The sequence below is a fragment of the Micromonospora sp. NPDC000442 genome (genome assembly GCF_042898635.1).
In the GTDB taxonomy this organism is placed as follows: Bacteria; Actinomycetota; Actinomycetes; order Mycobacteriales; family Micromonosporaceae; genus Micromonospora.
In genome coordinates this window covers 1-20,210 of record NZ_JBIAYZ010000037.1, presented here as the reverse complement: position 1 = coordinate 20,210, position 20,210 = coordinate 1, and the positions used below count along the sequence as shown (strand labels likewise).

18 protein-coding genes and 1 pseudogene are annotated in these 20,210 nt (G+C 68.8%); 9 read left to right on the top strand and 10 right to left on the bottom strand.

All coding sequences use genetic code 11. The features are described 5' to 3' along the window. Positions 1-8: 8 nt before the first annotated feature. The gene (locus tag ACFY2A_RS29915) at positions 9-521 is read right to left on the bottom strand and encodes a reverse transcriptase domain-containing protein (RefSeq protein WP_387176609.1); all 513 of its coding nucleotides are present in this window, start codon (positions 519-521) and stop codon (positions 9-11) included. 912 nt (positions 522-1,433) lie between these two features. Between ACFY2A_RS29915 and ACFY2A_RS29910 the strand changes: the two are divergent. After that, positions 1,434-1,822, top strand: a pseudogene (locus ACFY2A_RS29910) (transposase family protein); the annotation flags it as partial. A gap of 116 nt (positions 1,823-1,938) precedes the next feature. Here ACFY2A_RS29910 and ACFY2A_RS29905 read toward each other — a convergent pair. Both ACFY2A_RS29905 and ACFY2A_RS29900 read right to left on the bottom strand, forming a co-directional pair. After that, entirely contained in the window at positions 1,939-2,430 is a 492-nt protein-coding gene (locus ACFY2A_RS29905; protein WP_387176607.1) for a flavoprotein, read from the bottom strand. Beyond that, positions 2,427-3,674, bottom strand: coding sequence for a helix-turn-helix transcriptional regulator (locus ACFY2A_RS29900; RefSeq protein ID WP_387176605.1), 1,248 nt, complete (start codon positions 3,672-3,674; stop codon positions 2,427-2,429). Before ACFY2A_RS29900 ends, ACFY2A_RS29905 begins: the two co-directional genes overlap by 4 nt. Positions 3,675-3,907: 233 nt before the next feature. On the opposite strand from ACFY2A_RS29900, the gene ACFY2A_RS29895 reads away from it, so the two are divergent. Genes ACFY2A_RS29895 through ACFY2A_RS29880 form a run of 4 tightly spaced genes read left to right on the top strand, consistent with a single transcriptional unit; the run spans position 3,908 to position 6,494 of the window. Beyond that, positions 3,908-4,162: a hypothetical protein gene (locus ACFY2A_RS29895; protein ID WP_387176603.1), complete on the top strand. Its 255-nt coding sequence runs from the start codon at positions 3,908-3,910 to the stop codon at positions 4,160-4,162. After that, the gene (locus ACFY2A_RS29890) at positions 4,159-4,479 is read left to right on the top strand and encodes a DivIVA domain-containing protein (RefSeq protein ID WP_387176601.1); all 321 of its coding nucleotides are present in this window, start codon (positions 4,159-4,161) and stop codon (positions 4,477-4,479) included. Before ACFY2A_RS29895 ends, ACFY2A_RS29890 begins: the two co-directional genes overlap by 4 nt. After that, positions 4,476-5,861 carry an FAD-binding oxidoreductase gene (locus tag ACFY2A_RS29885; RefSeq protein ID WP_387176599.1) on the top strand — a complete coding sequence of 462 codons (1,386 nt, stop codon included), beginning with the start codon at positions 4,476-4,478 and terminating at the stop codon, positions 5,859-5,861. The genes ACFY2A_RS29890 and ACFY2A_RS29885 overlap by 4 nt, the downstream gene beginning before the upstream one ends. 54 nt (positions 5,862-5,915) lie before the next feature. After that, the gene (locus ACFY2A_RS29880) at positions 5,916-6,494 is read left to right on the top strand and encodes a nitroreductase family deazaflavin-dependent oxidoreductase (protein WP_387176597.1); all 579 of its coding nucleotides are present in this window, start codon (positions 5,916-5,918) and stop codon (positions 6,492-6,494) included. A 54-nt stretch (positions 6,495-6,548) separates the two neighbouring features. Here the strand turns inward: ACFY2A_RS29880 and ACFY2A_RS29875 are convergent, their stop codons facing one another. Together ACFY2A_RS29875 and ACFY2A_RS29870 are read right to left on the bottom strand one after the other, a co-directional pair. Further along, positions 6,549-7,529 (bottom strand): cellulose binding domain-containing protein, encoded by a 981-nt coding sequence (locus ACFY2A_RS29875; RefSeq protein WP_387176595.1) that lies wholly within the window; start codon positions 7,527-7,529, stop codon positions 6,549-6,551. Positions 7,530-7,589: 60 nt separating this feature from the next. After that, positions 7,590-8,177: a TetR/AcrR family transcriptional regulator gene (locus ACFY2A_RS29870; RefSeq protein WP_387176592.1), complete on the bottom strand. Its 588-nt coding sequence runs from the start codon at positions 8,175-8,177 to the stop codon at positions 7,590-7,592. 95 nt (positions 8,178-8,272) lie between these two features. Here ACFY2A_RS29870 and ACFY2A_RS29865 point away from each other — a divergent pair, with 95 nt between their 5' ends. After that, positions 8,273-8,650, top strand: coding sequence for a DUF4267 domain-containing protein (locus tag ACFY2A_RS29865; RefSeq protein ID WP_387176590.1), 378 nt, complete (start codon positions 8,273-8,275; stop codon positions 8,648-8,650). 92 nt (positions 8,651-8,742) lie between these two features. On the opposite strand, the gene ACFY2A_RS29860 is transcribed toward ACFY2A_RS29865, so the two are convergent. Further along, a complete protein-coding gene (locus ACFY2A_RS29860) occupies positions 8,743-9,693 on the bottom strand; it encodes a helix-turn-helix transcriptional regulator (RefSeq protein ID WP_387176588.1) in 951 nt (316 codons plus the stop codon). A gap of 63 nt (positions 9,694-9,756) precedes the next feature. Between ACFY2A_RS29860 and ACFY2A_RS29855 the strand changes: the two genes are divergently transcribed. Together ACFY2A_RS29855 and ACFY2A_RS29850 are read left to right on the top strand one after the other, a co-directional pair. Next, complete coding sequence (locus ACFY2A_RS29855) at positions 9,757-10,911, top strand: epoxide hydrolase family protein (protein ID WP_387176586.1); 1,155 nt, start codon at positions 9,757-9,759, stop codon at positions 10,909-10,911. Between the two features lie 221 nt (positions 10,912-11,132). Further along, positions 11,133-13,475: an acylase gene (locus ACFY2A_RS29850; RefSeq protein WP_387176584.1), complete on the top strand. Its 2,343-nt coding sequence runs from the start codon at positions 11,133-11,135 to the stop codon at positions 13,473-13,475. Positions 13,476-13,578: 103 nt separating this feature from the next. On the opposite strand, the gene ACFY2A_RS29845 is transcribed toward ACFY2A_RS29850, so the two are convergent. The 4 genes from ACFY2A_RS29845 to ACFY2A_RS29830 all read right to left on the bottom strand — a co-directional run bounded on the left by ACFY2A_RS29845 (position 13,579) and on the right by ACFY2A_RS29830 (position 17,980). Next, the gene (locus tag ACFY2A_RS29845) at positions 13,579-14,250 is read right to left on the bottom strand and encodes a hypothetical protein (RefSeq protein ID WP_387176582.1); all 672 of its coding nucleotides are present in this window, start codon (positions 14,248-14,250) and stop codon (positions 13,579-13,581) included. A gap of 166 nt (positions 14,251-14,416) precedes the next feature. Then, positions 14,417-16,447: a DEAD/DEAH box helicase gene (locus ACFY2A_RS29840; protein ID WP_387176580.1), complete on the bottom strand. Its 2,031-nt coding sequence runs from the start codon at positions 16,445-16,447 to the stop codon at positions 14,417-14,419. After that, positions 16,444-16,899, bottom strand: a complete 456-nt coding sequence (locus ACFY2A_RS29835) for a helix-turn-helix domain-containing protein (protein ID WP_387176578.1) — start codon at positions 16,897-16,899, stop codon at positions 16,444-16,446. The genes ACFY2A_RS29840 and ACFY2A_RS29835 overlap by 4 nt, the downstream gene beginning before the upstream one ends. A gap of 799 nt (positions 16,900-17,698) precedes the next feature. Continuing rightward, on the bottom strand, positions 17,699-17,980 hold the full coding sequence (locus tag ACFY2A_RS29830; RefSeq protein ID WP_387176623.1) for a GYD domain-containing protein: 282 nt from the start codon (positions 17,978-17,980) through the stop codon (positions 17,699-17,701). A gap of 305 nt (positions 17,981-18,285) precedes the next feature. Here ACFY2A_RS29830 and ACFY2A_RS29825 point away from each other — a divergent pair, with 305 nt between their 5' ends. Beyond that, entirely contained in the window at positions 18,286-19,896 is a 1,611-nt protein-coding gene (locus ACFY2A_RS29825; protein ID WP_363922039.1) for a DHA2 family efflux MFS transporter permease subunit, read from the top strand. Positions 19,897-20,210 lie beyond the last annotated feature (314 nt).

The window sequence follows — 20,210 nt, the reverse complement described above, 5'->3', positions numbered from 1 at the left end:
CCACCCGGTTATGCGCAGCGCTCGACCCCCGCAACCGCCCTCACCAGGCCAGACGAATCGACGCTGCGCATAACCCAGCACTGTTCATAGGGCGGCTTATGTTCAGCTGAACATAACGACCCCTGCGGGGTGCCGGTAAGGGTGTCTTCGTGGTTGCCGGCCTCTGTGAGGACGCCGGCCTTGAGGAACGCCTTGACCAGATGCAACACGCGCTTGTCCTTGATCCGGCGGCGCACCCGGTCCATGAGGGCCGTGTGGTCGATCGAGTCAAAGCACGCCTCGATGTCCGCATCCAACACCCAGCGGTAGCCGTGAGTGCCGTAGTAGTGGATCTCGGCGATGGCGTCGTGTGCTCTCCGCATGGGCCTGAAGCCATAGGAGACCGGCGTGAAGTCGGCCTCGAAGATCGGCTCCAGCACCAGCTTGAGCGCTGCCTGGACCACCCGGTCGGAGACGGTCGGGATGCCGAGCTTGCGCACCTTTCCGCTTCCACCGGGCTTCGGGATCTTGCGCTCCCGCACCGGCAACGGGCGAAATTCACCGTCTTGAGTGCACCACGCAATTCTTCCAGGTAGCCCGGGAGGCCGAGTTCCCGCTCGACGGTCTCGACTGTGAGACCGTCGACGCCCGGAGTTCGAGCCCCCTGGTTGCCCGCGACCCGTTCGAAAGCGACAAGGAGCGTCGCCGGGTCGCATACGAGGTTGAACAAGTCGTCGAACCTGCGACCGGGAGCGGCCGCCGCCCAACAGTGAAGCTTGGCCTGCATCCCCGATACCCGCTGGTGGGGACCCACCTGGGCCGCCAGCGGTGCACTGCTGTTCAGCAGCGCGTCTTTCGGCATTGCAGCCTCCTTCCCTTCTCGATACCGCTGCCGTCCTTCCCCATGTGCCGGGCTCTCCCCGGCTCGGAGTACTACGACGGCTCCGCCCCGCCCCGGACCGCTCGGCCGACGGTGGACCCAGCCCCGACACCGCGCTGGCTACGCGTTGCCGAGGCAGGACCGGGACGGTTCCCGTGTTCACCTGCTGTTCGATCGACGAAGGAGGAGCCCGACTATGCCCCCGCGGCCTCGCCACGGCTACCCCGCAGCACTTCACCGTGGCCTCCCCACGCGACCGAAGTAAGCCACGTGACGAGTTCCCCGCCGACCGAGTAATCCACGGGGACGCACCGCATCCAGCCCAGATCCACCAGGTTCGAGCTGGCGTGCCTTAAGGAGACGTAAACGCCGATTCCTCGCGTACTCCTCTCCATCTCGCTCGCCGAGCCCGCGCCATCTGGCAGTGCTGACACGTCCCGGCTTCGTCGGGGCCGCTTCCACCCTCCCCGGCACCTCCCGGCTCAGGCTGCCCCCAGCTTCGGCCGCCCTGCTGCGACAGGACGGCGGCGGCGGTCTTTCACCTCCACTCGAACAACAAGCGCCTCACGGCGCACACTCCGGAAAGCACAAGCGCCACGGCTGAACGTCCAGGTCCTCGCCGATCCGGCCGGGCGACTGGTCTGGGCCTCGGCCGCGCTGCCCGGCTCGGTGCACGACCTCACCGCAGCCCGCACCCACGGCCTGATCGACGCGCTTACCAGCAACAACGTGCTGACCTTCGCCGATAAGGGCTACCAAGGCGCCCGCGGCACCGTCTGGACCCCATTCAAACGCCGCCGCACCCGCCTGTCCCGCCGGCAGAAGTCCGTCAACCGCCACCACGCCAGGATCCGAGCACTCGGCGAACGCGCGGTCTCCACCCTTAAGACCTGGAAGGTCCTCACCAAGCTGCGTTGCTGCCCACGCCGAGCCACCCCGATCGTGCAGGCCTCCCGGGAGTGAATCCGGTTCAACATCGTGAAACGGGTGCTGACGGATTGAGGCAGCTCGTATCCTGTGCCCTTCCAAGCCGGGTCGTGCTGCCTGCAATACACCGACGGACAATTGAGTGCCGGAGGTTACGCGATCCGGAGGCGGTGAACGGCTGTATGCCAATCCAGTTCAGCAGGTAGGGGTGTCACGGCGACTGCCGCGTCCTGTAGCAGCCGCAGGTGCCGGTCGTAGCTCGGGTGTGCGGCCAACTGCTCCTTGACGTTCGGAAACGCATGGACCGGGATTCCCGCGCCGAGCGCCTCATTGAGGATGCCGAGCGCGAGGGTGTCGTTGATGCCCTGAGCCCACTTGTTGATCACGTTGAAGGTGGCGGGCACGACGGCGACTGCCGTGGCCGGGGGGTGCGGCTCGGGCTCGCCGGGCTTCCGCCACTCCACCCGCACGGGGTGGCCGGTCTGCGCTGCTAGCGCCTCCCGGTCGATCCAGGTCGCGGCGGTCGGGGTGGCGGTGAGACAGACAGTCCAGCCGTCTTTCTGTAGTAGATCGATCAGCTCACCGATCCGCAGCACCGGAGGCGCCGCGCAAACGACCAGGGCGAGTACGCGTGACTGGCTCATGCCAGCAGTCCGGCCCGCTCCGCGAGTGGCCGTAGTCCTGGCGTCGCCGTCCGGCGCTCCTTCGCCAACAGGTCGAGCAGGAGCGTGCGGGCCTGTACGTTCGCGTACACCATCTCGGCGGCAACCCGCTCGGCTTCGAGCAAGTGAAGCACGCAGACCGACCTATCATTGGACGACATCAGCGCTGCCGCCGCCAGGTCGACGTGCACCTGTGCCCTTCGGCCCACCAGCACGATGGGCAGTCGCGACGTGTCGAGCCGAGCACCAATCTCCATGGCCTGGTCCGGGTTACCCGCGCGCACGGCAGCCGATACCGCGTGAATGACGACGTTCGTTGGGCCGAAGCCGGTCCACAGCCGGTTGCGGTCGGCGCCCAACGTCGTTGCCAGCCGTTCGGCACGCGTGAGGAAGTAGCCCGCTTGCTTCGTGTCGCCCTGCGCAGCAGTCATGACGGTAGCAAGAAGTAGTAGCGCTCCCTGAGCGGAGAGCAGGTCAGGGTCGGAGGTTGAAGCAGCCGAAGCCAATGAGTCGATGCTGGTTCGTGCCACCTGCTCGGCTTCTACCGATCTTCCGGGCTGCCCCATCAAACCGCATGCCGCCTGGTAGGCGGCAACAGCAGCAAGCGCCCGATCGTCGGCCAGACGTGCGGCGGTGGACGCCCGGTCAGCCGTCAACAGGGTTGCCTCACCGTCACCCACCTTGGCCGCGAGCTTCGATGCGGCGATGTAGGCGGCGGCGAGCAGTCGAAAAGCGCTGGTTCGGTGTATGCCGGCGGCGTTGTTGCTCAGGGCCGTCGCCTGGCCGAGCACGTCCGGCATCAGGCGGGCCGCTGATGTGTAGCTCGCTCGCTGGTAGAGGTTGTGCACCCTGCCCACAGCGCGTCGGACCTCGGGCAGCGGTGGTGCCGGTCGTGTTGAGTCCGTGAGATAGGTGCTGAGGAAGGTCCGAAGGCCGCTCAAGAGATCAGACCTAGCGGCGGCGGAAACGGGATCACGCTCCATGTCCCTCACGGCCTGCCCTCGATGCGCTGCCACTGACACGTCGACGAGCATGTCGTCGAGCTGTTCGAGCGTAACGCGCAACGCGGACGCAATGCGGGTTCGGTGCCACGGCTGCGGGTCGGTCTCCGCGTTCTCCCACCGCACCACAGTGGACCGCTCCACACCAAGAGTGTCGGCCAGACGTTCCTGGCTGTATCCGAGCGCCTTACGCCGCTGGCAGAGTCGCTGTCGCTTCAAGGCCACGGCCGATCTCCCTCCGCTTTGGCGTCACTGTAGTAACCCTGCGTCGACCACGCGGGTACGCAGATGCCTCATTTCTGCGTCATGCAGGCCCCTCTGGCGCTGTAGTACCTGCTCAGGTGCTCGCCGAGGCTGGACACGAGGCCCGGGGCGGGTGCTGGGCTCCGGCGGGTACCGCCCCCCGACGGTGCGCCGTCCCCGCCCGCCTCGGTGCCACACCACAGCAGGGGAGGGACATGGATTCGATCGACGAGGTGCTCGGCGAGCTGCCGATGCCGCCGTACGTGACAGCAGAGGATGTCGGTTTCGCGGTGCGGGCGGTGGCCGTACACGCTGCGGAGCAGTGGCCCGAGGGGCCGCGTTGTCGGAACGATCGTGCGCCGCGTCCGTGTCGGCTGCACCGCTGGGGGCGGCGGGTGCTGGACCGGCGCGGCCTCAGCGACCGGCAGGTGCCGGCGCTGATCGCCGAGCAGGAGGCACCGCGGAAATGATCTACCTGTCCGGGGAGCGCCTGCACCCACACCACGTTCGTGCCGCCGAATTCGACAGGCGCTGGCGGGGTCTCGACCCGCACCAGGTGTACGACTACCTGAACCGAGCAGCCGACGAGATCGACAGACTGCACCGGGAGTTGACGACCGCCAACACCGAGTCCGAGCGGATCCGGCAGGCGTTGCGGCAGTGGCAGTCCCGGCAGGCCGACCGCCGGCAGGCCGCATCCCTGCGGTTCGAGGCCGCGTCGCCGGGCCACGTGCACGCCGACCGTCGGGCGGCAACCCAGGACCACCCGACGGGGGAGCGGCGGTGAGCCGGGAGGCGGTGGCCCGTTGGCTGCGGCTGGTCGAGGCGGACGCGGAGCTGTCGGCGTACCTCATCGGGGTTGATCGGGACCGGCTCGCCGCGCATCTGACCCGGCAGCTCGCGGCCGGCGGACCAATGTTTGACGGCTGGCCGGGGCTGCCGGAGGCGCAGCGGCGGCGGGCCGCCGACTACCTGGCCGGGGTCCTCACCACGGGCGGCCAGGCGGTGATCGGCGAGGTTGCCGCGAGCTTCCGGGCCAGCCTGGCGGAGCACTGCCCGGGGCTGCTGCCGGAACGGGTGGCGGTGCTCGTCGTCGCCGCGCTGGCCCGGCTGGTCGGCGGTGGTGGCGACCGGGCCGGGCGGTTGGCGCTGCTGGCGGTGCTCGGCCGGGTGCACCGCCGGTACCGGCTGCGCCCCGAGCACGGCCCGCTTATCGGTGCCGCCCTGGCAGCGGTGGCACCACGGCTGTGCCCGCAGCCGGGCGACTGGGAGCGACGCTGGCGGCGGGCGTGGGCGCTGATCGAACGCGCCGCCGGGCGGATGGGCGACGGGCCGGCGTTCTGGCCCGCCGAGGTGGTCGGCCGCGACCTGGCCGCCGAGGGCATCGCCATCCTGACGGTACGCCCGTGGCGGCGGCTGCCGTTCCGACCCGGTCAGGCGGTGCCGGTCTGCGTGCCGCAGCACCCCGGCCGATGGCGCTGGTACTGCCCGGCCAACGCCCCGCGCCCCGACGGCACCGTCGAGCTGCACGTCCGCGCGGTCCCCGCCGGCGCCGTCTCCCACACCCTCGTCCACCAGGTACGCCCCAACGACCTGCTCCACCTTGGCCCACCCGTCGACATCGGCCTGAGCCTGCCCACCGCCCCGGAGCCGACCATTTCTCGACAGTCTGTCCGGGCTGGGAACGGGCGGGCCGATGCCGGGCCGGCTGGGGCAGGAGCGGCCGACGAATGGTCCGCCGCCGCAAGGCCGGCTGGGGGAGGGCTCGCCAGGGCGGCGCTGGCCGGTGGTCGGGACCTGTTGCTGGTGGCCGGCGGTACCGGGCTGGCCCCGCTGCGCGCCCTGGTCGAGCAGGTCGCCACCGCGCCGGCCGGTCGTCGGGTGACCCTGGTCGTCGGCGCACGCACCATCGCCGACCTCTACGACGCGATCACCCTGGACAAGCTCGACCAGGCCCACCCCTGGCTCACGGTCGTCCCCGCGTTGTCCCACGACCCGTTCGCCACCCCCGCCGAACAAGCCGACGCCCTGACCCTCGCCCTCCACCGATACCGCCCCAACCAGCACGTCTACGTCTGCGGCCCACCCTCAATGCTCGACCTCGCCCCCCACCAACTCCTCACCGCCGGAGTGCCCCCCACCCACCTCCACCTGCCCAAAATCCCCTGAAGCCCACCCTCGCCAGCCCCTCTGCGCGTCGATCTTGCACTTTTGGTCGTCGAAATGACCGTGATCTGGGTGTTTGTCCCGACAGAAACTGCAAGATCGACGCGGGGTCACCTCGCCGACGCGATCAGCCTTGACGGTCGGCGGTTGCGTGGGGCGGCGTCCATAGAGGTCGCGTACGTTGGGGGCATGGGATTGACGGGTGATTACGAGCCGAGCGCGCTGGAGTGGGTCCGCGGGCAGGTCGAGCAGATCGTGCGTAACGGCACGACCGACGGCGTCACGATCGCCGGCCGGCCCATCGTGCTGATGACCTACCGGGGCGCCAAGACCGGCAAGCTCCGCAAGACGCCGGTGATGCGGGTCGAGCACGACGGACACTATGCGGCCGTCGCATCGATGGGTGGCGCGCCTAAAAATCCGCAGTGGTACGCCGCCCTGGTCGCCGATCCGGTGATCGAGCTTCAGGACGGGACAACGACCGGGGAGTACCGGGCCCGTGAGGTGTCCGGCGACGAGAAGGCCGTCTGGTGGCGCCGGGCGGTCGAGGCGTACCCGGACTATGCCGACTACCAGCGCAAGACCGACCGCCAGATCCCGGTTTTCGTCCTCGAACCGATTCCTGCGAAGTCCTGAGCCTGCCCCTCAACGCGCCGATCTTGCTTGCGTCGGCTGGCGAGCCACCTTTGCTCAGGCGTAGGTGTCGCCGTACTCGCGGATGTCGTTGACGTCGAGGGTGATCCGGCTGTTGTCGGCCCACTCGCCGGTGGCCTGCCGCCAGCTGGGGTCGTCGCGTTCGTCGATCGCGGACCAGTTCGGGCGATGGTGGCGTAGGTAGATGGGGCCGGTCGACTCGCCGGGAACCAGTTCCCCGCCGGTGAAGGTCAGCTCGATCCAGCCGGGGATCGGGGTGCCGGGCGGCGGGAAGACCGTCGGGGTGGGCGTCGGGGTCGGCGGCAGCGGCGACGTGGTCGTCGCGGGGAACAATGACGATCCCGAGGCGGGCGGCGATGGCGCAGCCGGCGGTGGCGAGACCGGTGTGCCCGGCGGGCCCGGCGGCAGGGGTGGTGGGAAGAACTGGATGTGGCGTTGCACGTTGGCGCAGCCGATCGCCGCCCAGTCGCAGTTGGTCACAAGCGAGGTGTTCCCACCCTCGAACGTCAGGTGGTAACGCACCCGCACGTCCGCCAGGTCGAGCGGGGCGGTGCCCGTGTTGACGACCTGGAGGACGTGCTGGATCTGGTTGTCCGTCGGTGACCAGCTCAGGTTCCGGTAGCTGACCCGCGCCTTCCCGTACGCGGTGCGGACCGGCGTCACCGGCGAGTCGAGCGAGTACCGGGCGTCGGTGTACGCCCACACGGTGAGCCGGTATTCGGTGCCCGGTGCGAGGTCGGTGAGCGTGAGCTCGGTGCCGGTGGTGGTGCCGAGGCTGCGGTACACGTTAGGGCCGATCCACGCCCGCACCTCGTGCCGGATCGGCGTCGCGCCCGGCTCGCCGATCCAGGTCGACGGCGCCCAGGTCAGGGCGAGCAGGTGCGGCTCGTTGGTCACCACCACCGGTGCGCCGGGAGTGGTCAGGATCGGATCGTCGGCCGCCTGGGCGACGGCGGTGCCGGAGAGCCCGAGCACGATGCCGAGGACGGCGACGAGGGTGACCCGACGAGCACGCATAGTGCGCATGCTAGAGAGTGGCATGCATGAATATCAATGGCTCGGGGTCGCGGTCCCGGCTCAGACCCCTGGCCTTGGTGTGGCGGCGATCTGGGCGACGAGGAAGTCGAGCCGCTCGGCCTGGCCGTTCGGGGGGATGCGCCCGCTCTCGGTCAGGGCGGCTATGCCGTGCAGCGCGCTCCAGGTGACTTCGGCGAACAGTTCGCGTCGCTGATTGTCCGGCTGGAAGCAGCTCACGAACTCGTCGAAAGCGGCGCGCAATGGAGGCGGCGTCTCGGCGTGCGCGAACTTCACGTCGGTCGGCAGCATGAACATGGCCTGGTAGAGGGCCGGTTGCTCGGTTGCGAAATCCAGGTAGGCGCGGCAGACGGCGTGCAGTGCCGCAGGCGACGCGGGGTCGGTGAGCCGGGCACGGCGCAGGCGGGCCGCGAGTTCGCCGAAGCCTTCGATGGCGACGGCCCGCATGATGTCGTCCTTGCCGGTGAAGTGGCTGTAGAGCACCGGCTGGCTGTACTCGACGCGCTCGGCCAGCCGCCGCGTTGTCACTGCCTCCCATCCTTCGGCCTCGGCGAGTTCGCGGGCGGCCGTGATGATCAGCTGGTGGCGCTGGGCGCGTTCGCGTTCGCGGCGTTCGGAGATGGCGGACATGACCTCATCCTAGCAGCGCTAGACATGCTGTCGACGACAACGTATCGTCGCTACAACATCTAGCGCCGCTAGGAACCAAACGAGGGGAACAACCCATGCTCAGCAACGTCGCCACCGTGCTCGCCGGACTGGTCGGTGTGGCCGTCATCGTCATGGGCGGCCGCGCCTTCTGGGCGCCGCAGGGCGCGGCAGGCTTTGGCATCCCCGACACCCCGACCGAGGACCCGGCCTTCCACGCCTGGCTGTCCGTCAAGGCCGTGCGGGACATCGCCGCCGGGCTCTTCATCCTCATCGTGGTGGTCGGCGGGACAACCCACCTACTGGGCGGGCTCATGCTGGCCGCCACCCTCATCCCCATCGGCGACGCGCTTATCGTGCTGCGCAGCGGTGGGCCCAAGTCGGCCGTCTACGGCATCCACGGCGCTACCGCGGTAGTGATGCTGGCGATCAGCGTGCTCCTGCTCATCGCGTAACCGCTCGCCCTCGTTGCCGGCCGGCCGCGATTGCGGCGGCCGGCTCGGAGCCGATTGTCCGGCCGGGCGCGGCGTTCGTGTCGCCGAGTCCCTCAGGAGACGGCGTCGGCCAGGCGGGCACCCAGGTCGCGGACGTGCGCGATCAGTTCCGCCGGCTCGTGGATCCGGAACCGGAACCCGATCAGCGCCACATACAGCACCAGTTCGTCCAGCGAGTTCGATCCGGTGTACAGCACACAGCTTTCCCCGTCGACGGCCTCTACGACACCGATGGTCGGTGGGATGCGATCGGTGACGGCCTCGGCCGGGGCGTAGAGCGTGATCCGCGCCTGGTGACGGTAGGGCGCGGCGGACACGCCCCGGGACAGGTAGCCGGCGAGGTCGACGTCGGGTGGGGTGCGCGGAGTGAACCGGGGGCCGCCCGGGATCCGGGGCTGGATCCGGTCGGCGCGGTAGGTGCGCCAGTCACGGCGGTCGAGGTCCCAGCCGACCAGGTACCAGCGGCGTCCGGTGTGGACAAGCCGGTGCGGCTCGGTCTCACGCAGCGCGGCGCTGCCGTCGTGGCGCTGATAATCGAAACGGAGCCGCCGGTGGTCGCGGCAGGCGGCGGCGATCGTGGTCAGCACGTCCGGGTCGACGGTCGGGCCGCGGTCGGGGACCGTGACGGTGACCGAGCGGAGCAGGTCGACGCGGTGCCGGACGCGGGACGGGAGGACCTGGTCGAGCTTGGCGAGCGCCCGCAGGGAACTGTCCTCGATACCGGTGACCGCGCCCCGTACCGCGGTCCGCAGCCCGACGGCCACCGCGACGGCCTCGTCGTCGTCCAGCAACAGCGGCGGCAGCTTCGATCCGGCACCGAGCCGGTAGCCGGCCGCGCCGGGGGTGGCGTGCACCGGATACCCGAGGTCGCGCAGCTTCTGGATGTCTCTACGGACGGTGCGCACGTCCACGTCGAGGCGCTCGGCCAGGTCGGAGCCGGTCCAGTCCCTGGGTGTCTGCAGCAGGGAGAGCAGGCGCAGCAGCCGCGCCGACGTTTCCAACATTCCTGGAAGTCTGCCAGCAAGCTAGGGCGGAACCTGTCCTAACTGGTTCCTAGCGTGGTGGTCATGAGCGAAGAGATCACCCCGTTCCGGATCGACATCGACCAGGCCCGCCTCGACGACCTGCGGGAGCGGCTGGAGCGCACCATCTGGCCCGCGCCACTGCCGGGCGACGGCTGGGACACCGGCGTGCCGACCGGCTGGCTGCGGGAGCTGGCCGACCACTGGCGTACGGGCTACGACTGGCGGACCGCCGAAGCGCACCTGAACGCGTACCCGCAGTTCACCACCGTGATTGACGGGCAGCGGATCCACTTCCTGCACGTCCGCTCGCCGGAGCCGGACGCGCTCCCGCTGGTGCTCACCCACGGCTGGCCCGGCTCGGTGGTCGAGTTCCTCGACCTGATCGGGCCGCTGACCGACCCGGCCGCGCACGGCGGCGACCGGAACGACGCGTTCCACCTGGTGATCCCGTCCCTGCCCGGCTTCGGGTTCTCCGGGCCGGTCGCCGACGCCGGTTGGGACACCGACCGGATCGCCCGCGCCTGGGCGGAGCTGATGCGCCGGCTCGGCTACCACCGGTACGGCGCGCACGGCGGCGACATGGGAGCGGCGGTCAGCCCGCAACTGGGCCGGATCGCACCGGAGCGGGTGGTCGGTGTACACGTCAACGGCACGCCCGGACTGCCGCCGTTCCCGCTGTCCGATGAGGAGCTGTCCACCCTGTCCGACCTGGAGCGTGACCGGGTACACCGGATCGAGGCGTTCATGCGGGAGGAGTACGGCTACGTCGCGATCCAGTCCACCCGGCCGCAGACCCTGGCGTACGGGCTGACCGACTCTCCGGTGGGCCAGCTCGCCTGGCTGATGGACAAGTTCCGGGAATGGACCCACCCGCGCGAGACCCTGCCCGAGAAGATCGTCGACCGGGACCGGCTGCTCACCAACGCGATGATCTACTGGCTGACCGGCACCGCCGGCTCGGCCGGCTACGTGGGCTACGCCCAAGAGTCCGCCTGGGGAGCCCGGAAGGAGAACTCGGGCGTACCCACGGGAGTGATCGTTTTCGCCCACGACGTCGGCATCCGGCGCTACGCCGAGACCGAGAACACCATCACCCGCTGGGTGGACGTCGACCGGGGCGGCCACTTCGCCGCCCTGGAGGAACCTGAGCTGCTCACCGACGACCTGCGGACCTTCTTCCGGGACCTGCGCGGGTGACCTCGGCGGCTCCGGCCTCCCCGATCGGGCGGTCGGAGCCGCCCCGGAGCCGCCGTCCGGCGGACGGCTGAACCGATCGGAGCCCCTGCGGGTGAACCCCGACGCGATCCCGGGGCGACCAGGGAGTGACCTGAGTAACTTTCACCACTAGCGTCGGTCGGGCCTGGACAGACACACCTCGGGGGAGGACGTTCCATGTGCCACCACCAGCGAGCCGCCCGATGAAGCCACGCTCACTCGTCGCCACGGCCACCGCCACCGTCCTGGTCGCCACCGGCCTCGCCGTCACCGGCGGGACCGCCGTCGCGCACGGCGGCGGCTACTCGGCCCTGATCGAACGGGCCTCGTACGGCGTACCGCACATCACCGCCCGCGACTTCGCCAGTCTCGGCTACGGCGTCGGGTACGTGCAGGCGGAGGACAACATCTGCCTGATCGCCGAGAGCGTGGTGACGGTGAACGCGCAACGGTCCCGGTTCTTCGGCGCCGACACCGACAACGTCGCCAGCGACCTGTTCCACCAGAAGGCGATCGACGACCGGGCCGCCGAGCGGCTGCTCGCCGGGCCGCGTGACGGCCTTCGCGCACCCTCCAAGGAGGTACGCGACCAGTTGCGCGGCTTCGCCGCTGGTTACAACGGCTACCTGCGGGGCGCGAAAAAGAAGATCAACGACCCGGCCTGCGCGGGGAAAAAGTGGGTGCGCCCGATCAGCGAAATGGACCTGTGGCGGGTCCACTGGGCCCGGATGATCCGCGCCAGCTCCGGCGCGCTCGCCGACGGCATCGTCGCCGCCACGCCACCGGGTGCGGACGGAACCAGCGCGCCGGCACACGCCCCGCGGGCGGAAGCCGTGGTCACCGCCCGCGACGGCGCGCCGGCCGGGGTGGGTAGCAACGCGTACGGTCTGGGACGTCGCGCCACCACCAGCGGTGCCGGCATGCTGCTGGCGAACCCACACTTCCCGTGGGATGGCGACGAGCGTTTCTACCGGATGCGGCTGAAGGTGCCCGGCCGGTACGACGTGGAGGGCGCGGCCCTGATCGGTGACCCGCTCATCGAGATCGGGCACAACGGCAAGGTCGCCTGGTCGCACACCGTCTCCACCGCCCGCCGCTTCGTCTGGCACCGGCTCACGCTGGTGCCCGGCGACCCGACGAGCTACCGCTACGACGGCCGGACCCGGAAGATGACCGCTCGCACGGTCACCGTCCGGACTCCCGAAGGCCCGGTCAGCCGTACCCTCTACGACACCCACTTCGGCCCGGTCGTCGTGGTGCCGGGCCGCTTCGACTGGACCACCGACACGGCGTACGCGATCACCGACGTCAACGCCACGAACAACCGTGCGCTTGACGGCTGGCTCGCCATGGGCCGGGCGAAGTCGGTGGGTGAGCTGCGGTCGGTGCTGGACCGGCGGCAGTTCCTGCCCTGGGTCAACATCATCGCCGCCGAACGGGACGGGCGGGCCCTCTACGCCGACCACTCCGTCGTGCCCCGGGTCACCGACCCGCTCGCGGCCGCGTGCATTCCAGCGTCCTTCCAGAGTTTGTACGCGACAAGTGGCCAGGCCGTCCTCGACGGCTCCCGGTCATCGTGTGAGCTGGGGCGGGACCGGGACGCCGCGGTGCCCGGCATCCTCGGGCCGGCGAACCTGCCCACGCTGGTCCGGGACGACTACGTGACCAACTCCAACGACAGCTACTGGCTGGCCAACCCGGGTCGCCCACTCGTCGGGTACCCGCGCATCGTCGGCGACGAGCGGACCGCCCGCAGCCTGCGGACCCGGCTCGGCGTCCACCAGGTGCGGCAGCGCCTCGCCGGCACCGACGGCCTGCCCGGCCGGGGATTCACCGCCGGCAGGCTGTGGGACGTGACGCTCGGCAACCGGGCGTACGGCGGCGAACTGGTCCGCGACGACCTGGTGCGGCTCTGCGAAGCTCAGCCGACGGCCACCGCCTCGGACGGCACCACCGTCGACCTGACGGCCGCCTGCGCCGCGTTACGTCGCTGGGACCTCCGGGTCGACCTGGGCAGCCGGGGCTCGCACGTGTTCACCGAGTTCGCCCGGGCCGGCGGCCTGCGTTTCGCCGACCCGTTCGACCCGGACGCCCCGTTGACCACGCCGAACCGGCTCGCGGTCGACGACCCGAAGGTGCGCACGGCGCTCGCCGACGCCGTGAACCTGCTCGGCGGCATCCCGCTGGACGCCCGCCTCGGCGACATCCAGACCGAACCACGCGGTGCCGAACGCATCCCCATCCACGGCGGCTGGCCGGACGCCGGTGTCTTCAACATGATCATCAATCAGGTGCAGCCCGGCGTCGGCTACCCCAAGGTGCGGCACGGCACGTCGTACCTGATGGCCGTGGAGTTGGGCCGCGACTGGCCGTCGGGCCGGCAACTGCTCACCTACTCGCAGTCGGCCAACCCGAACTCGCAGTGGTACGCCGACCAGACCCGGCTGTACTCGGCCAAGGGCTGGGACACCATCAAGTTCACCCAGAAGCAGCTCCGGGCTGACCCGAACCTGGTCACCTACCGGGTGGGAGAGCGCCGCCACTGACCAGCGCGGTGGGCGGGTGCGGCGCGCCGACCCGCCCACCGCTGTGCTGCTGCGTTGGCCCTGGCTTGTCCAGAGTGGTCAAGGCTGGGTACAAAGCTCTCGACTACATGCGTCCTGGAACTTCAGGCGCTGGGAACCAGGCGTCGTCCTCCAGAGCTCCCAGGTAGATGTACCCGGTGCCATCGGCCGTCGCCCGTGGCGCGAAGAAGTGGCAGGCTTCGTTGATGTAAACGCGTCCGCCTGAGTCTCCCTTGAAGGCCGCCAGGCGTCGTGCGAGCGACCGGGCTGCCTCAGGCCCAACCTCGTCGGACAGGCGCACCTCCCTGATGCGTCGGCCGGAGGTCAATTCGTACTTGATGTCTGTCCCGCCGGCGCGTAGCACATACGGGATGCCGGCGTGGGGGCCGGACCACGAAGCCCCAGGCGTCAGGGTGTGCGGCGGTACCGGCCCGATAACCTGCCCGTCGTAGTCGAACTCGAGGATGTCGTCGTACGTTCCGGCGTAGATGCAAGTGCCGTCCGGGTGCGGCACCAGCACATCGTGATACTCGTTGATGTAGAAGGCGCCGCCTGGGGCGCCGTTGACCTTCTCTTTTACCTCGTTGACCATCGCGACGAGATCTTCATGGCGATCGTTTGTGAGGAGTTCCTTCTCGCGTGCACTGATCCGGTATACGAGCCGTACCTCCATCCCGCCAGCCAGACTGTGCGTAACCGAATACTTGGCGTCCTTATTGACGTTTGAGGGTGACAGCCCTGGATAGAAGGTAAACATAAGTACCTCTCGTTGGCCCGGAAGTCGGGCCAAGCGGTACCGGCAGCCGTTCCGGGTACGGTGGGGTCGGATGTGAGACTAATGCGCCTCCAACCCGTTACCTCTGTCGGATAAGAGACACACTCTCGAGCCTTGCCGCCGTCCGCCGACAGGTCCCACCCACCGATCACGACGGCCAGGCGAACCCGCCGGGGACGTGGGCGAGGTGGAATCGCTTGCCGCCCTCCACGTACCAGGCTTGTCCTTCTTCGCTCAGGAAGAAAGTGATCCCACGATCGAAGAGTTGACGCCAGTTGTCCAGCACCCGACGGGCATTGGCTACCAAGGCGGCAGGCGCGTCGTCATCAACGCGAGCGAATTCGACAGTGCCGTCCGGGCTGCGACGTTCGATTACCCCACCCTGCTTCTGTCGAAGCCGGAAGGACCCACCGGTCTTGTTGGGCGCTTCCACCAGCACAGTACCGGGCTTCAGAAGCGCCGAGTCAACCCTCTCCGCGTGGCTGCCATCTTCGTGCCGCCCCACCTCAGCCTCAAATGGTTCTGCCAACTGCCCCGTCACGTATGGAACGAGCCCTTCCGCGCTGTCACCCCATACGAGAACGAGTCGATGGATCGGTGTGACCCGGAAACGCCCGCCAGGCCTGCCTCGAACCCGCGCGACGAGGGCAGCAACATCTTGTGGATTACTGATTATGGTGCCTGCGCTGTTGGTGACAGTCCCCAAGGTATCGACCGAATACTCCTGGCCGATCATGCTTCCTCTCCAGGCAATCGGCGCATCTGGGCGACGCCGTTGGAGGCGGTCCCACTCCTGCTCCTCGGTCGGTCGTGGGGATGCCGGCGGTCCCGGCATCGACTGTGGCAGTGCGGCGGGGTCGGCCGGCCATAGCCAGTAACGGTTAGCCCCCGCGCCGGTCAGATCCGCCCAGTCCTCCTTGGCATAGATCTGCTCGTCAACGGTCTTGGCGACGTAGATCAGGTGCATGTCGGCATGTTTGCGCCGGGCGCTCTCGTCGAAGCGACGTCGGAGGACCCGTCCCAATGCCTGGATCCGCTGTCGGACACTAGACGTGGACGCGACCGAGATTCCGACGTCGGCCTCGGGGACGTCGATTCCCTCGACCAAGGACTTGACTGACACCAGCACCTGCGCCTCCCCGGTCCGGAACGACTCCAATGCTTCGACCCGCGTTCGATCTCCGAGCCGGGAGTGCTCCAGCGCGATGGAGATGCCCGGCATCGAAATGGCAAGTTCCTTGTGGAGCGCCACGGCTTCGCTGACCCGCTCGTGGAAGAGGAGAACCCGCCTCGCCTGGCCCGACTCAAGTGTTTGAGTCAAGATACGCATGACAACCCTGGCCCGGTGAGCCGCTCGGTACAGCAGATCCTTACGACGGGAGGTCGCGGCAATGTATCTCCGCGCGAGCAGGCCGACTTCGTCGCGCCGCTTCTGAAGTTGTTGGGCTCGGCCCATCTCGAGGCCGAGACTCCGCAATTCGTCGCCCAGGTCGTCGACCTGCCTGCTGATTTGGTCGTACTGGCGCTGTTCCTCCGGACTGAGCTGGATGCCGTGGTGATGGATGTCGTAGTCCGGGAGCCAGCCGGCCAGCCGCGCGTCCCGCAAGGTGAAGCGGTAGACGACCGGGCCGAGATCTCGGCCCACCAGTTGCTCGTCGTACCGGAGTGGCTGCCCCGTGTCGTCGAACTCCTCGCGGTCGGGGGTGGCTGACAAACCCAGCCGATACTCCGCTGGTGTCTCAAGAACCTTGGCGAAAGTGGGCGCGCCAGCACGATGACACTCGTCGACGACGAGCATGAGTGGTTGGGCTGTGCGGGCCAGCGCCGGCAAACGCTTGGCGGCTGTGTTCAGGACGCTGACGACCGCTCGGCATTTGCTGAAATCGTCGTCCCCGCCTGCGCCGAGAAGGCCGATCTCAGGCTGGGTCAGGTTGGTGTACCGCGCGAGGGCAACCTGCCACTGACGGGCGAGTGCCTCGGTCGGCACCACTACGGCCAGCCGGAGGTCGGGGTCTCTAAGGGCGGCGCGGGCTGCGCACACAAGGGCGATGAGAGTCTTACCGCCACCAGTGACGATCTCCAGGGTTCCCCGGTAAGGGCCTGCGGGATAGTCGTTCTCCCAAGCATGCACCGCCTCGGCCTGCCAGTCGGCAAGGGTAAATCCACAGGTCGTGATCATCGGTCGTCCCGGTGTTCTTCGTCCAGGGCTCGGCGAACTTCGTCCCGGATGAGCCTGGGCAAAGACGTTCTGGCCCACGCTGCCAACTCTGCCCGTACCGTTGCGGCGACAATATCGGCCAGTCTCCCCATCTGTTCGAACTCCGGGTCGCTGATACTCCTCGCTTCGTTCGAGTTCGATGTATACGCTGTCGGTCCGTGTCCCGTCGTCCTGCGTTGGCCGACGGGAGCGGGATCGTAATCGGCCCGTTCCAGGAGTTCTGCCTGCGACAGTTCGAGGGCTCCGGCGAGCTGGCGTAGCGCCTTCGCGGAGGGCAGCTTGGTGCCGTTCTCCAACTCCGAGAGGTACGGGTAGCTGAGCAGAGCCCGCTCCGCGACCTCCTTGCGCTTGAGCCCAAGCTCGGCGCGTCTGACCTGGATCGCCCGTCCGAGCCCGCCTGGTTGCTGGTCCATCTGCGCTCCCCTGGGCGTAGTTGTGAGGACGGCTGTTGACGAACCTATGCCACCAGCGTAATAATTCTGCTCTGGCTCGAATCATGCCACGTCGGAGCAGGAGGAATACGCCGGTGAACAAGCTTACTAGGCTTCAGAAGCGTCAGGATATCGCTATCGGCGTACGCCGCTGGCGAGTCGCCCCTCGTCTCGCACCGCATGGTGGGGTGCCGAACCTATCCGTGGTTCGGCTGGTCGCTCGGAACCGCCTGCTCCCTGGAGTGCTCGTTTGGGCGCGGGTGCCGTTCGACGACAAGGTCCAGTACAAGATCCGGCCAGCGGTCGTCCTGGGCCTTCGGGGGTGGAACGTGGTGATCCTGCCGTGCACTAGCTCAGCTTCCCGTCACCGGCACGTCGAACGGCCGGTGGAACTCCTCAATTACGAAGGTGCCGGGCTGGGGCGTCCTACCGCTGTACGCCCGAAGGCGCTCGCTGTGGCCCACGTTGACGTCCTCGACGTGATCGGGGAGCTCTCCGAGCTAGACCAGGACCGCGTCCTTCGTGCTGCCGTCGTTTCCCATATCAGCGCCTAGGCCGAAAACACGCGCCCAGCGAGATCGGGTTTCGCTGGGCAACCTGGTGGCGACTCTGGGCTGTTCGATCTGCAGTAATTGAAGTAGCCGACGGCAGCCCGAGAGGAGACCGTCATGGCGAGGTTGAGCGGATCAGCGAGTACTGAACGCCGACCGCGACGGGCTGATGCGGTGGGCGAACTACTGGTAGGCCACTGACCGGTGGTGTCAGACCATTTGCCCCCGTGCTATGACCGGCCGGGCGGTTGGTAGGTGATGGGCAGCCGGACGGCGGCGTCGATCTCCGCCGTGGTCAGCAGCGGCACGATGCGGGCGTCGACGCCGCCCGCTGCCCGCACGGCGATGCCGAGTGCGGCGGCGGTCACGTTGTCCGGCACCTCGCAGAGCACGTACAGGTCGAACTGGCCGAACGCGTAGTACACCGCCTCCACCTGCCCGCCGGCGTTCTCGATCAAGGCCTCGATCACCTCGGCCCTCGCCGTCCCGCCGTCCTTGGCCAGCCCGGCCATTCCCGGGATCGTGTAGGTCGCCGTGACCAGGAACTTTGCCACGCTGGCACACCACCTTCTCGCCTCTGCCCGGTCCTGACCGTGTGCCGCGCGTACCCGTTCCGCGCCCGGTCACGCCCGCACACCGCAGAGTCGCCGTGGCCGTGCTCACAGAAAGCTCTGCTGGTCGCTAAACGGGCGGCGAAGTGTCGTTGGCGGGGGCTACTGTGCCGTGCGGGCTTCACCACCGCCGTCGCGCCGGCCAATGGGCGCCACGTCGGCCACCACCGCTCGTCCTTCGGACAGTTCCGACAACAGGAGACCTCGTGACACAGCAATCCGTCGCGGCACCGCAGCCTGTCCCGACCTCGGACAAGCTCGACGCCGCGGTGCTCAAGGTGGCCGGCGTCGTCGTGCTCGGTGCGCTCATGTCGATCCTCGACGTGACGGTGGTAAGCGTCGCCCTGCCGACGTTCCAGAGCGAGTTCGACGCCTCGTACGCCCGGGTCGCCTGGACGATGACCGGCTACACGCTCGCCCTGGCCACGGTCATCCCGCTCAGCGGCTGGGCCGCCGACCGGTTCGGCACCAAACGCCTCTACATGATGGCCCTGGCACTGTTCACCATCGGCTCCGGCCTGTGCGCCACCGCCGACACGATCGGCGAGTTGATCACGTACCGGGTGTTGCAGGGTCTCGGCGGCGGCATGCTCATGCCGATCGGCATGGCGATCATGACGCGGGCGGCCGGGCCGAACCGGATCGGCCGGCTGATGGCCGTGCTCGGCATCCCGATGCTGCTCGGCCCGATCGGCGGCCCGATCCTGGGTGGCTGGCTGATCGACGTCGCGAGCTGGCACTGGATCTTCCTGATCAACCTGCCGATCGGCGTCGTCGCGCTGGTCTACGCCCAGTTGGCCCTGCCGAAGGACAGCCCACAGCCCTCCGAGTCCTTCGACTTCCTCGGCATGCTGATGCTCTCGCCGGGTCTCGCTTTGTTCCTGTACGGCGTTTCCACGCTGCCCGAGGCCGGCACCTTCGCCGACTCCGAGGTGTGGGGGCCGATGCTGATCGGTGCCGTACTGGTGGTGGCGTTCGTCCTCTACTCGTTCAAGCCCCAGCACCCGTTGCTCGACCTGCGGCTGTTCCGTAACCGTAGGCTGACCATCGCGGCGTTGACCATGTTCGTCTTCATCATCGCCTTCATGGGTGCCGGCCTGCTGTTCCCGAGCTACTTCCTCCAGGTACGCGGTGAGTCGACGCTGCACGCTGGCCTGCTGATGGCCCCACAGGGCATCGGTGCCATGGTCACCATGCCGATCGCCGGCATGCTCGCCGACAAGGTGCCGGTCGGGCGGACGGTGCCGTTCGCGCTGCTGCTCATCCTCGCCGGGTTCTTCACCTTCACCCAGCTCGACGCGGACACCTCCTACGTGCTGCTCTGCGGCTCGCTGTTCGTGATGGGCCTGGGCATGGGCGGCACGATGATGCCGATCATGACGTCGGCGCTCAAGACACTGACCGGGCACGAGGTGGCCCGAGGTTCCACGCTTGTGAACATCCTTCAGCAGATCGGGGGTTCCGTCGGCGCCGCGGTGATGTCGGTGATCCTCACCAACGAACTCAACGGCTCCCGGCAGATCCCCGGCCTCACCGACGAGAACGGCAACCCGGTCACCGAGGCCGGCCTGGCGATCGCCGCCCAGCAGCGGCCGGAACTGGCGCAGCAGGTTCCCGACCCGTCACTCATCGAGCGTGGGCTGGACTTCGCCGCCAACTCCTTCGCCACCACCTTCTGGGTGGCGTTCGCCCTGGTGGCGGCGACGTTCATCCCGGCCGCGTTCCTGCCCAGGCGGCGGGAACGGTCCCACCTGCTCGACGACCAGCCCGGAGAGCAGCCGGGCGACCAGCCGAAGACCCCGGTAATCGTCCACTGACCGCTCCGCCCGTCTCGGCGCCGCCGGCCTACTGGGGTCCACTCGGCCTCGGCGTCGCCCTGCTCGGGTTCTTGCTCCGCCGGTCTCGGTGTCGCCGGCCGGCTCCGTCCTTCGGCCCGTTCCGCCTCGGCGTGACCGATCCAGGGTGGCCCCGGCGGTGCGCCATCCGCTGGCGATTGCCCTGTTCCGCTCCCTCGCGTCTCGGGGGGGGGGGGCCGCCCCCCCCCGGCCCCCCCCCCCCCCCCCCCCCCCCCCCCCCCCCCCCCCCCCCCCCCCCAAGGCACCAGAGGGGTAATGTGCGGGTCCGCGCCCCG